Raw genomic sequence first — 12,174 nt, 5'->3', positions numbered from 1 at the left:
CTTACCACCCCTGCGGCTTGCCCTTGTTCTGCTCTTCCAGCCACGCCATCAGCGGGGCAAAGTATTCGACCATGGCCTTGCCGCTCATCTGGCGTTCGCCGGTGAAGGCCTCCAGCGCGTCTGGCCACGGCTTGCTCGCGCCCATTTCGAGCATGGCATTGAGGTTCTTGCCGACTTCCTCGTTGCCGTAGAACGAACAGCGGTGCAGCGGTCCTTCCCAGCCCGCCTGGTCGCAGGCTGCCTTGTAGAACTGGAACTGCAGGATCCGCGCGAGGAAATAGCGCGTGTACGGCACGTTGCCGGGGATGTGGTACTTTGCACCGGCATCGAACTTGCTCTCGTCACGCGCGACGGGCGGCGTGATGCCCTGGTACTGGAGGCGCAGGTCCGTCCAGCCGGCATTGAGCTTGTCCGCCGGGATCGAGCCGTCGAACAGGCCCCAACGATAACGGTCGACCATCAGGCCGAACGGCAGGAAGGCCACCTTGTCCATCGCCTGGCGCAGCAGCAGGCCGATATCCTTGTCCGCGCTCGGCACGTCCTTGGGATCGAGCATGTCGATCTGGACGAGGTATTCGGGCGTGATCGACAGCGCGACCATGTCGCCGATGGCTTCGTGGAAGCCGTCGTTCGCGCCGTTGAGGTGCAGATAGTCCTGCTGATTGTAGGCGCGCTGGTAGTAGTTGTGACCCAGCTCGTGGTGGATCGTGATGAAGTCGTCGGCATTCTTCTTGATGCACATCTTGATGCGCAGGTCGTCGACATTGTCGATGTCCCAGGCGCTGGCATGGCAGACGACTTCACGGTCCTGCGGCTTAACGAACTGGCTGCGTTCCCAGAAGGTTGCGGGCAGTTCCTTGAAGCCGAGCGAGGAGAAGAAATCCTCGCCCACGCGGACCATTCCGACTTCGTCCACGCCCTTCTTCTCGATCAAATCGGTGAGGTCGTAGCCGATGTCACCCGCCCCGGCCGGTGCGACCAGCGGATAGATATTGCCCCATTCCTGCGCCCACATATTGCCGAGCAGGTCGGCACGGATCGGGCCGGTGGCGGGCTGCACCGCATCGCCGTGCTTTTCGTTGAGCTTGGAGCGGACATAGGTGTGAAGCGCCATATAGAGCGGCTTCACTTCCTGCCACATCCGCTCGGTTTCGGCGGCGAACTGGTCGGGATCCATGTCGTAGTTCGAACGCCACATGGCGCCGAGGTCCTTGAAGCCCAGCTCCTTCGAACCTTCGTTGGCGATCGAGATCATGCGCAGGTAATCGCCGCGCATCGGCGCACCGACATTGTCGTGCCAGCTGGTCCACATCTCGGCCAGTTCGGCAGGCGTCCGTTCGGGATTGCCCATTTCGGCCTCGATGTCCGAACCGCTGATTTCCTTGCCGTTCAGCGTGCCCTTGCCCTTGCCGTACTGGCTGTTGAGGCTGGTGGCGATCTGGTTGAGTTCGGTGGCCGCGCCGTCACGCACCGGGGCAGGCATCACGATGCCGTTGCGCAGGATGTCAAGCTTACGGGCGACTTCGGGGTCGAGACCGGCCACGCGGGCGTATTCGGCCGCCTTGTTGGCATAGGCGACCGACTTTTCCGTCGCGACTGCGCCGTACTTGGCAGCCAGCGCATCGCTGTCATGCATGATGTAAGTCGAGTTGATCCACGACACCCGGCCGAATTCGACCGAGAAGTCGAACAGGTCCTTTTCCACCATGGCGACCCATGCGGCAGCGCCGGCCGGCGTCATCGGATAGGGGTCTTCCGAGGCGACGTGCGCGAGCGGCGCGCTGGCGACGGGTTCGGCCTTTGCACTGGTGCAAGCGGCCAGCGACATGGCGATGGCGGATACGGCAACGGGGGCGAATTTCATGGGGATCCTCTCGTGGGGAAAATGCGACTGGTTTCTTCTGCTACCGGATTGCACCTGCAACCCGTCTTAATCAAGCGGCAGGGCGCGAGAATCTGCGAATGGCGAGCGCGGCGAGGATGCCGAGGAAGCTGACGATGAAGGCGGCGATCTTCACCGGCTGCGCCGTCGCGGCGATCGCGGCAAGACGGTCGTCACCGGCATCCCGGGTCAGCTGGATGAGCTGCGAAATCGTCTCGGCGTAATCTGTCAGGAGGAACAGGCCGCCCGCCAGCGCGATACCGGCGCCGAGGAACCGCTGGCCGCTGCGGAAATGCATGCCTCCGAGGACCGCCCCGATGCCATAAATGCCGATAAAGACGAAGTCGCCGACCATGCCCCAGAAGGCATGGCCCGAGAGGCCCGCCGCGGCCCAGGCCGCCTGAATGCGGTCGACTTCCTCAGCGGTGCCCGCGGCCTGGTGGTCGAGGATGCCGCCGGGAACCTCGGGAATGGCCAGCGGCCCGTGCGGGATGCGCAGCAGCGCGAAGACGAACAATCCGGCGAGCCAGACCACCCACCAGTAGCGCAGCGACGTGCTCAAGCCGTGCGCTCCAGCCAGTCGGCCATCGCCAAACCGAGATCGGACTTGGTCACGCTACCCATGTGCGTGCCCGGCACTTCGACATAGTCCGCATTCGGCAGCAAATCCGCGAGCGCAGGTGCCGAGCCGTTGTCGCGGTCCTCGTCGCCGCAGACCACCAGCGTCGGCATGGTGACGTTGGGCAGCAGGCCGAGGTCGAGGTCGGGCATGGTGTCGAGCAGCAGGCGCGCCGCCACCCGGTCCACGCCCTGCGACTTGAGGAACTGCATCGAGAAATAGGCCGGATCGCCGCGCGGGATGTTCTCGAACTCGTCGATGACGCGCTTGAAATAGGCGCTGCGCTTGGCCCATTCGCCAAGGCCGGCCGTCCCCATCCCGCCCACGATCAGCCGCGCAGGATGCAGCACGCCGTGCGCGACCGCGTGGAGCGAGGTGCGCGCCCCCAGCGAGAACCCGCCGAGATCGTAATCCTCCAGCCCCAGGTGGTCCACCAGCGCCGCCACATCGCGCACCAGCACGTTGATCGGGTATTTCTCCGGCTCGCGCGGGGCCTCGCTCTCACCGTGGACGCGAAAGTCCAGCATCAGGACCTCGTAACCCTTGTCCGCGATGACCTCGTGGTGCCCCCACTTGATCCAGTTCATCTGCGCGCTGGAAAACAGGCCATGCAGAAGGACCAGCGGACGCCCGCTGCCATGACGGTGAAGGGCAAGCTGCGTGCCGTCGAAACTGGCAAAGCGTTCGGTCTTCATTCGGGTACCTCGCCCGTCGCATCGATCCAGCGCTGGCTCAGCGCAGTGTGCTCGCTCAGGGGAATCCGCTTGAGACCCGAGGTATCAATCCAGCTTTCGTGGATCTTCTCCGAGGCGAAATGCCAATGCGGCTCGATCCCGTATGGTTCGTCGAGGCTGCCCACGGTGACGTCCATGTCTTCGCCGTCGTTGAAGGCGAAGCCCAGTGGTGTCCCGCAGCGGCTGCAGAATGGGCGCTGCGCTATCGGCGAACTGGCATACCAGTCGGGCCCGCTTTCCCACTGCATGTCCGATTTTGGCAGGCCGATGAAGGCGATCGAAACGCCGCCCGTGGCACGTTGGCACATTCGGCAATGGCATAGATAAGCCTGACTGGCATCGATCTGCGCCGTGTAGCGGACGGCCCCGCACTGGCAGCCGCCGCTCATCGCCCGTTTTCCGGTCATCGCCTGGCCAGCCCCTTCTGCTCCATGCGCCACTTGACCATGTCGATACGGTCTTGCCCGAAGAAGGGTTCGCCTTCGAACACCAGCGTCGGCACGCCCCAATGGCCTGCCGCCTCGAGGCTGGACTGGTTGGCCGCGATTTCGGCATCGAGTGCTTCTACCTCGGCTTCGATCTCGGCTGCAATTTCGGACGCATCGAGACCAGCCGCCTCCAGCGCTCGCTCGAGATGCCCGCCTTCGTCCCAGCCTTCCTGGCCGCCCCAGATCATCCGGCCGGCTTCGGCAGCGAAGACGAGGCCCTTGCCGCGCCTCGCCGCAGCCTGCCCCATGCGCGTTACGCGCCGGATACGGGGCTGGTCCTCCGCAATCTCGCGGGTCATGATGTTCTGGACGATGGGATCGGGCCGCGGTGCGCCGAAGGGAATGCCGTGGAACTGCGCCACCCGCATCATGTCGCGCATGGTGTAGCCCAGCCAGTTGGGGTGGTTGCGCTCGAAGAAATCGGGCTGGCGGATCGCCAGCGGATAGACCGGCTTCAGGGCGATCTCGAGGTCGTATTCCTCCGCCATGGCACGATAGCGGCCCACAGACAGGTAGCTGTAGGGCGAGCGGAAGCTGAAATAGAGCTCTGCGTGAAGGGTCATGCTGCCTGCCTAGCCTTCCCTTGCACCGGATGCCACCGGACTTTCGAAATTTGCAAGTTGCAATAATAAGCCCTGTTATTATATGCGCAGCATGGAAACCAACATCGGCTATCTCTTGTCGGACAGCGGGCGCTTGCTTCGCCGCACTTTCGACGAACGCGTTCGCAGCCTTGGCCTCACCGCGGTTCAGGCCCGGCTGCTCCTCAGCCTCGTCAAGTTCCCGGACAACAACCAGGCCTTCTATGCCGACCGTATCGAGGTCGAACCGATCACGCTCACGCGGATCGTAGACCGGATGGAAGAAGCTGGCTGGGTCGAACGGGTCGCGGACCCGGCCGACCGGCGCGCGCGCCTCCTACATCTCACCGACAAGAGCCGCGAGATCGTCGAGCGCCTGCGCGCCATCGTCGATGGTCTCGTAGCCGACATTGTCGAAGGGCTGAGCAAGCAGGAACAGGCGACGCTTGCCAACCTGCTCGAACGGGTTTCCGCAAACCTGTCTGCCGACCGCACACTCAAGGACGTCGCAAATGGCTGAAGCCGATCCCGAAATCAGTCTCGAGAATTCGGGCCCGGCGGATAGGACCGCGATGACGAGCGAGCCTGCACGCAAGCGCCAATGGAGCCGCGTGGCGCTGATGCTCAGCGTCCCCCTCGCCCTGCTCGTGGCCGGCGCTTTCTACTGGCTGTCGCTGCAAGGCCAGGTCACCACCGACAATGCCTATGTCCAGCAGGACAAGGTGTCGGTCAGCGCGCTGGTGGGCGGAGAAATCACCGAGGTGCTCGTCGGTGAAGGCGACAGCGTGAAGGAAGGCGATTTGCTGTTCCGGATCGATGCCGAACCCTACCGCTTGCAGATCCAGCAGGCGAATGCGGCAATCGCTTCGGCGCAGGCCAATGTCACCGCCCTTGCCAATTCGTCGGACCTGTCGGGCACGGACATCAGTGCAGCGCGCGAGGATATCGCTTTTGCGCAAGCCAATTTCGACCGGCAGGACGCGCTCTTCCAGCGCGGCTTCCTCACCAAGGCCGATCACGATGCGGCCCAGCACCGTCTCAACCAGGCGCGCGAGGCGCTGCGGCAGGCGCAAGCCCGCCAGCAGGCGGCCCGCGCCAAGCTGGCCACCGGCGCCGCCGTTCCGGGCGAGAACCCGCAGGTCGCGGCCGGCAAGGCACAGCGCGCGGTTGCCGAACTGGCGCTCCGCCGGACCGAAGTGCGCGCCCCTTCGGCTGGCCGCGTGGCACAGGCCGAACGGCTCCAGCTTGGCCAGCAGGTCGTGCAAGGGCTTCCCGTACTCACCCTGGTCGAGGACGGCAGTTCCTATGTTGAAGCCAACTTCAAGGAAACCGACCTCGCCGATATGCAGGTCGGCCAGCCGGCTGAAGTGCATTTCGATGCCTATCCCGGCCTCGTCCTAAAGGGCCACGTGGAGTCCATTGGCGCCGGCACGGGCAGCGAATTCTCGGTCATTCCCGCGCAGAACGCGACCGGCAACTGGGTCAAGGTGACGCAGCGCGTGCCCGTCCGCATCGCGATCGACGAGAAGAGCCCCCGCCCGCTGATCGCCGGCCTTTCGACAGAGGTGACGGTCTTCACCGACGGCAAGAAGCACTGATCCATGGCCAGCCGCGCACTACCGGCAGGCAGCGCCAGTGCGCCTGCGGCCAAGGCTGACGTCGCCCAGCTTCCGGTTGCGAACCCGGGCCTGCTGATCGTCGGGATCATGGCGGCTTCGCTGCTGCAGGTGCTCGACACGACCATCGCCAATGTCGCGATCCCGCACATGCGCACCGCGCTGGGCGCGACGACCGAGACGATCACCTGGGTCCTCACCAGCTACATCATAGCCAGCGCCATCGCCCTGCCGATTACCGGCTGGCTGGCCGACCGCGTCGGCGGGCGGCGGTTGTTCACCTTCTCGGTCGCGGGATTCATCGTTTCCTCGATGCTGTGCGGCATGGCGCAGAACCTTGAAGAGATGGTCCTCTTCCGCGCCTTGCAGGGCGTGACGGGCGCGTTCATCGCCCCGCTCAGCCAAGCCTTCATGCTCGATACCAACAAGCCGAGCCGCCATGCGCAGATGATGGCGCTGTGGGGCATGGGCATCATGATCGGCCCCATTCTCGGGCCCGTGCTCGGCGGCTGGCTGACCGAGCAGGCGAACTGGCGCTGGGTGTTGTACGTGAACCTGCCGATCGGCATTCTGAGCCTTGCAATCCTCGTCACCCAGCTGCCCCACCGCGACACGGTGAAACGCCGGTTCGACATATTCGGCTTCCTGATGCTCGGGGTTGCGCTGGCCGCGTTCCAGATGCTGCTCGACCGCGGGCAGACGCTGGACTGGTTCGACAGCCTCGAAATCTGGTTGTGGACCTTCCTGTTCGTCTCGGCGACCTGGATGGCGGTGATCCACCTCGCCACCGCGCGGGACGGGCTGTTCGACCGGGCGCTGTTCCTCGACCGCAATTTCGCCATCGCGCTGGGGTTCATGCTGGCCATCGGCGTCGTGATGTTCGCGACCATGGCCCTGCTCCCGCCGATGCTGCAGCAGCTGATGAGCTACGACGTGATCGATACCGGCCTGGTCCTGATGCCGCGCGGGGTCGGCGTGCTGATCTCGATGCAGTTTGCCGGGATGGCCATGCGCCGCAATCTCGATGCGCGTCCGGTGGTCGCAGCGGGTTTCGCGATCTGTGCCTTCTCGCTCTGGCAGATGAGCCACTGGTCGCTGGGCGTGGACCGTTTCCACATCGTATCGTCGGGCCTCATCCAGGGCCTTGGCATGGGACTCGTGTTCATCCCGCTCAATGTCAGCGCATTTGCCACGCTGGCGCCGCGGTTACGCACCGACGGGTCGAGCCTGATGAACCTGTTCCGCTCGCTGGGCGCGTCGGCCGGTATATCGCTGACCACGGTCATGCTCGCCCGTAACATGCAGACCAGCCACGCCGATATCGCCGCCAACATCACGGGCGCGTCGGTATCCAACATGATCGATGTCGGGACAGTGGACCGCTACCAGAACCTGGGCGATGTCGCACTCAAGATGATCGACCTCGAAGCGACCCGGCAGGCCGCCATGGTCGCCTATGTCGACGACTTCTGGATGATGATGTGGATCACCATCGCCGCAATCCCGCTGGCATTCCTGATGAAGCGCAATTCGCAGCCGGCAGGAGCCATGCCCCCGCCGGGCGAATGATCAGCGGAAGAAGCAGCTGAGCCCAGCCTGTAGGCCGGTAATCGTGCCCTGTTCCGAAAAACCCCGGATCGTGCCGAAATCACCGGTTGTGTATTCGAACTCGCCCGGCAGCGTGCTTTCGATCTCGCGCACCTGCCGTTCCGACTTGAGCGCGTCGATCGTCACGCCCGGACGGATACCGTCCGAAGTCGCCACGCCTTCTCCGGTTTGAAGGAACCAGCCGGAGAACTTGTCATCCTGGAACGCGAGTTGCAGCGGGCCGTAGGAAACGAAGTCCATTGGCCCTGCCCCGCATTCTTCCTGCCGCGAGGTTTCGCCCGCCGTGCCCCAGGCGCTTTCGGCCAGCTTCTCGACATCGGCGCGGGGCGAACCGAACCGCAGCACCATGGCGCTGTCCGCGCTGGCGCCGGCGACGCCGTTCGCATTGACCACCAGCTTGGTGCCTTCGAACCGATCGGCAGCAGGGGCCTGCTGCTCGCCTGAAGTGGCTTCGTCTGTTGGCGCTGTCTCAGCCTCGCCACAAGCGGCGAGAGCGAGTGCAAGAGCGGCGAGCGGGAGGGAGTGCCTGATCATCCCTTCTTAAGGCATTCGCGCCCGAGGAGTTCCGCGATCTGCACCGCATTCAGCGCTGCGCCCTTGCGAAGGTTGTCCGACACGCACCACAGGGTGAGGCCGTTTTCGACCGTCGGATCCTCGCGCACGCGGCTGATGTAGGTCGCGCTGTCGCCGGCTGCCTCGATCGGGGTCGTGTAGCCGCCGTCCTCGCGCTTATCGACCAGCATGATGCCGGGCGCCTCGCGCAGGATGTCCTGTGCCTGTTCTGCGGAAATCTCGTTCTCGAACTCGATGTTCACCGCTTCGGAATGGCCAACGAAGACCGGCACGCGCACGCAGGTGGCGGTCAGCTTGATCTTCGGGTCGAGAATCTTCTTGGTTTCGACCACCATCTTCCATTCTTCCTTGGTCGAACCATCGTCGAGGAAAACGTCGATATGCGGGATCACGTTGAAGGCGATCTGCTTGGTGAACTTCACCGGTTCGGTCGGATCGCCGACGAAGATGTTGCGGCTCTGCTCGAACAACTCGTCCATGCCCGCCTTGCCCGCGCCGGAAACCGACTGGTAGGTCGACACGACCACGCGCTTGATGGTCGCTGCATCATGCAGCGGCTTCAGCGCGACGACCAGCTGCGCGGTCGAGCAGTTGGGGTTCGCGATGATGTTCTTCTTGGCATAGTCGTGGATCGCGTCCGGATTCACCTCGGGCACGATCAGCGGCACGTCCGGATCCATGCGGTAGAGCGAGCTGTTGTCGATCACCACGCAGCCTGCTGCCGCCGCCTTGGGCGCGTATTCCTTGGCCGGACCGCTACCGGCGGCGAACAGGGCGATGTCCCAGCCGGCCCAGTCAAAATGCTCGATATTCTTGCACTTTAGCATCTTGCCCGTGTCGCCGAATTCCACCTCGGTGCCGACCGAACGGCTGGAGGCGACGGCCGCCACTTCGTCGCAGGGGAACTCGCGCTCGGCGAGGACCTGCATCATTTCGCGACCGACATTCCCGGTCGCGCCGACCACGGCAACACGATAACCCAATGCACTTCTCCAAAATCTATGCGCCGCCGAGATAGCGATTGGTTTCGCGCCCGCAAGCGCACATTCGATTGCGGGCGCTAAAGCGTCACTCGGGAGGCGTTACCCCGTGCGCTTCGAGGAAGCGGAACACGGTGTTGTAACGGTGCGGGCTGATCTGCTCGCCCGACACCCGGTGGGTGTAGCCGGGGTAGAGCATCATTTCGAAGGGCACGTTGGCTTCCTGCATCTTGGAGATGATCTCGGTCGCGTTCTCGAACACGACGTTGTCGTCCGCCATGCCATGGATGATCAGCAGCGGATCGGTGATCTTCGCCGCATCGGGAATGGCCGATGCCTTCTCATAGGCATGCGCGTCAGCCTGCGGCGTGCCCATGTAACGTTCGGTGTAATGGGTGTCGTACAGCTCCCACTTGGTCACCGGCGCGCCCGAAATGCCCGCGGCATAAAGGCCCGGATCGGCTTGAAGCTGTTTCAAGGTCATGTAACCGCCATAGGACCAGCCATCGATGGCGATCTTTCCCGCGTCGACGAAATCGAACTGGGTCAGGAATTCGGCGCCTGCCTTCTGGTCGCGCACCTCGACCCCGCCCATCGCGCGGTAGATCGGCTGTTCGAACTTGACCCCGCGGTTTGCACTTCCCCGGTTATCGAGCGCGAACCAGATATAGCCCTTGTCGACGATTGCCTGCCGCAGCGCGCCGTTCCAGCCCTTGTTGACCGTCTGCGGGCCGGGTCCGCCGTAGTGGTAGAAATAGACCGGGTATTTCTTGCCCGGCTCCAGCGGGGGCGTGACCATTTCCCAGTAGAGCAGCGTTCCGTCCTCTGCCAGAAGCACGCCGTATTGCGTGGGCTGGTGGCTGGCGAGATAGGGCGCGTAGGGGTGGTCTGCGGTAAGCTCGTTGCGCTCGATCCAGGCAAGCTGGTTGCCCTGCCCGTCGGCGATATAGCTCTGCGGCGGGATGTCGTCGTTCGAACGGGTCACCAGCAGGGTCTGCGCCTTGCCGTCCATAGTGCCGGCATTGGTGTAGAACAGGTCGGTCAGCCGCTCGACCTCGCCCGGATTGGCAAGGTTGAAGGCATAAATCTGCTGGGCCAGCACATCGTCCCTGGTCGCCTGGAAATAGACCCGACCCTGCTCCTGGTCGACGCCGAGCAGCTTGGTGACCACCCATTCGCCCTTGGTCAGCTGGGTCCAGTTGCCATCGGCATAGCGGTAGAGGTGCCCGAAGCCGTCGCGTTCCGACCACCAGATGAGGCTGCCGTCGTCGAGCCACTTGTAGTCGTCGGACAGGTTGATCCAGTAATCCTCCATCGCCGCGGTTTCGGTGAAGAGCACCTCGCTCTTGCCGGTGGCGGGATCGACCTTGAGCATGTCGAGCGCGGTCTGCTCGCGGTTCTGGCGCTGGACGTAGAGCGCCGATCCGTCCGGCGCCCAGTCGACGCGGGCGAGGTAGATGTCGGTATTCTCGCCGAGATCCACCTTCACGCGGTTCTGGCCGTCCGGGTCCATCACGAACAGTTCGACCACGGCATTGGGGCCGCCCGCGACCGGATAGCGCTGGTCGAATACCTTGGTGCCGGTAGCTCCGATCGCGGCGCGGGTGACGATGCCGACCATGCTCTCGTCGAAGCGTTCGACGGCGATGCGCCGGTCGTCGGGGCTCCACCAATAGCCGGTGAGGCGCGCCATTTCCTCCTGCGCGACGAATTCGGCCTCGCCCCAGCGGATGGCATCGCCTTCCTTGGGGGTTATTGGGCTTGCCTCTGCCCCGACGTCACCGACCCACAGCTGCCGGTCGCGCACGAAGCTGACATAGGCACCCGTGCTGCTGAGCGAGGGATTGAGTTCGCTTTCCTCCGTATCGGTGAGCCGGATGACCTCGCCGCCGATGCGCGCGAGATAGAGATCGCCGTCGAGCGGCACGAGGACGGCGTCACCTTCCTTGGTCCACTGGTAGCTGATGATGCCCTTGAGGCTGCCGACGCGGGCGCGTTCGCGCTGCATCTTTTCGTCTTCGGATAGCTCGCGGCCCGTGCCCAGCTTCTCGCTGTCGACCAGCATGGACCAGTCGCCCTTTTCGCGGTCGTAGGCCCACAGATCGTAGCGCTCGCGGTCGTCCTCACGGTTCTTCAGCAAGGTGAGATAGCGGCCGTCGGGCGACAGCTTGGCCTGGCGCGGCGCAGGTCCGTCGAGCGACGGCGAGGCGAAGACGCGTTCGAAGGTGAGATCCATGGGCGCGGTTTCCCCGGTGTTGCTGTTGTTCTGGGCCAGTGCGGGCGCTGCGAGGCAGGTGCCGAGCGTCAGGGCAGCGGCGAAGGTCAGTTTGCGCAAGTGTCTCTCCCATTCTGCGACGGCCCGCTCTCGCAAGCCGCGCGGCGAAAGGCAAGGATTCGCACCGACCGGCATTTTCATGCCTAATTTGGCCTTAAGCGCGCTTCCTTAAATCCCCTTAACGCCTTGCCGCCACAAGGGTCCCTGTCATCGGGAGCCTCTTTCCGGCTCACTGGCTCCCGGAGGCATCAGACCGGGCCGCAAGGCTCATCATGATCCCCACGTGACAAGGGCGGTGCTTTCAGGAGCACCGCCCTTATTTTTTTGCCCTTGGGAGGCGGTGCTTGCAGGAGCACCACCCATATTCTTCACCCTTGCGAGGCGTCCAAACGAAAAGGGCGGCCCCGCAGGACCGCCCTTCGAATTCGCATTGCTTGCAAGCCTTACGCCTTGGGGGCGTTGACCTTGCGTTCCGCGATACGAGCGCGCTTGCCGGTACGGCCGCGCAGGTAATACAGCTTTGCACGACGCACGACGCCGCGGCGTACCACGGTGATGCTGTCGACGATCGGGCTGTAGAGCGGGAACACGCGTTCCACGCCTTCGCCGAACGAAAGCTTGCGGACGGTGAAGTTGCTGCCCATGCCGCGGTTCGAGCGGGCAATGACAACGCCTTCGAAGTTCTGGACACGCTCGCGCTGGCCTTCGACCACCTTCACGCCAACGCGGACGGTGTCACCGGCACGGAATTCGGGGATGTCCTTCCCGAGGTTCTCGATAGCTTCCGCTTCGAGCTGCTGAATCAGGTTCATGACCTA

The 12,174-nt window shown here is 63.9% G+C and carries 12 protein-coding genes; 3 read left to right on the top strand and 9 right to left on the bottom strand.

The genetic code is table 11. The features are described from left to right. Position 1: 1 nt before the first annotated feature. The 5 genes from GRI42_RS03105 to GRI42_RS03085 form a co-directional block, all read right to left on the bottom strand. A complete protein-coding gene (locus GRI42_RS03105; RefSeq protein ID WP_160606826.1) occupies positions 2-1,864 on the bottom strand; it encodes a M2 family metallopeptidase in 1,863 nt (620 codons plus the stop codon). A 70-nt stretch (positions 1,865-1,934) separates the two neighbouring features. Then, entirely contained in the window at positions 1,935-2,444 is a 510-nt protein-coding gene (locus GRI42_RS03100; RefSeq protein ID WP_160606824.1) for a hypothetical protein, read from the bottom strand. Beyond that, the gene (locus GRI42_RS03095; RefSeq protein ID WP_160606822.1) at positions 2,441-3,196 is read right to left on the bottom strand and encodes an alpha/beta fold hydrolase; all 756 of its coding nucleotides are present in this window, start codon (positions 3,194-3,196) and stop codon (positions 2,441-2,443) included. Before GRI42_RS03095 ends, GRI42_RS03100 begins: the two co-directional genes overlap by 4 nt. Further along, positions 3,193-3,642: a GFA family protein gene (locus tag GRI42_RS03090; RefSeq protein ID WP_160606820.1), complete on the bottom strand. Its 450-nt coding sequence runs from the start codon at positions 3,640-3,642 to the stop codon at positions 3,193-3,195. Before GRI42_RS03090 ends, GRI42_RS03095 begins: the two co-directional genes overlap by 4 nt. Continuing rightward, positions 3,639-4,286, bottom strand: a complete 648-nt coding sequence (locus GRI42_RS03085) for a 2-hydroxychromene-2-carboxylate isomerase (protein ID WP_160606818.1) — start codon at positions 4,284-4,286, stop codon at positions 3,639-3,641. Before GRI42_RS03085 ends, GRI42_RS03090 begins: the two co-directional genes overlap by 4 nt. 91 nt (positions 4,287-4,377) lie before the next feature. Here GRI42_RS03085 and GRI42_RS03080 point away from each other — a divergent pair, with 91 nt between their 5' ends. From GRI42_RS03080 to GRI42_RS03070, 3 genes are read left to right on the top strand one after another with little or no spacing between them, the layout of a single operon-like run. After that, positions 4,378-4,824, top strand: a complete 447-nt coding sequence (locus tag GRI42_RS03080; RefSeq protein WP_160606816.1) for a MarR family winged helix-turn-helix transcriptional regulator — start codon at positions 4,378-4,380, stop codon at positions 4,822-4,824. Then, the gene (locus GRI42_RS03075; RefSeq protein WP_160606814.1) at positions 4,817-5,902 is read left to right on the top strand and encodes an HlyD family secretion protein; all 1,086 of its coding nucleotides are present in this window, start codon (positions 4,817-4,819) and stop codon (positions 5,900-5,902) included. The genes GRI42_RS03080 and GRI42_RS03075 overlap by 8 nt, the downstream gene beginning before the upstream one ends. Before the next feature lie 3 nt (positions 5,903-5,905). Continuing rightward, positions 5,906-7,489, top strand: coding sequence for a DHA2 family efflux MFS transporter permease subunit (locus GRI42_RS03070; RefSeq protein ID WP_160606812.1), 1,584 nt, complete (start codon positions 5,906-5,908; stop codon positions 7,487-7,489). Here the strand turns inward: GRI42_RS03070 and GRI42_RS03065 are convergent, their stop codons facing one another. The 4 genes from GRI42_RS03065 to rplS all read right to left on the bottom strand — a co-directional run bounded on the left by GRI42_RS03065 (position 7,490) and on the right by rplS (position 12,168). Then, positions 7,490-8,062 (bottom strand): hypothetical protein, encoded by a 573-nt coding sequence (locus GRI42_RS03065; RefSeq protein ID WP_160606810.1) that lies wholly within the window; start codon positions 8,060-8,062, stop codon positions 7,490-7,492. Continuing rightward, positions 8,059-9,084 carry an aspartate-semialdehyde dehydrogenase gene (locus GRI42_RS03060; protein WP_160606808.1) on the bottom strand — a complete coding sequence of 342 codons (1,026 nt, stop codon included), beginning with the start codon at positions 9,082-9,084 and terminating at the stop codon, positions 8,059-8,061. Before GRI42_RS03060 ends, GRI42_RS03065 begins: the two co-directional genes overlap by 4 nt. Positions 9,085-9,169: 85 nt before the next feature. Continuing rightward, positions 9,170-11,416 (bottom strand): S9 family peptidase, encoded by a 2,247-nt coding sequence (locus tag GRI42_RS03055; protein ID WP_234033807.1) that lies wholly within the window; start codon positions 11,414-11,416, stop codon positions 9,170-9,172. Positions 11,417-11,799: 383 nt separating this feature from the next. Next, positions 11,800-12,168, bottom strand: coding sequence for a 50S ribosomal protein L19 (gene rplS, locus GRI42_RS03050; RefSeq protein ID WP_160606806.1), 369 nt, complete (start codon positions 12,166-12,168; stop codon positions 11,800-11,802). Positions 12,169-12,174: the final 6 nt, after the last annotated feature.

The organism is Qipengyuania gaetbuli (assembly GCF_009827315.1).
In the GTDB taxonomy this organism is placed as follows: domain Bacteria; phylum Pseudomonadota; class Alphaproteobacteria; order Sphingomonadales; family Sphingomonadaceae; genus Qipengyuania; species Qipengyuania gaetbuli.
Note: the sequence above shows the minus strand (reverse complement) of the source record. Positions and strands in the feature narration are given on the sequence as shown.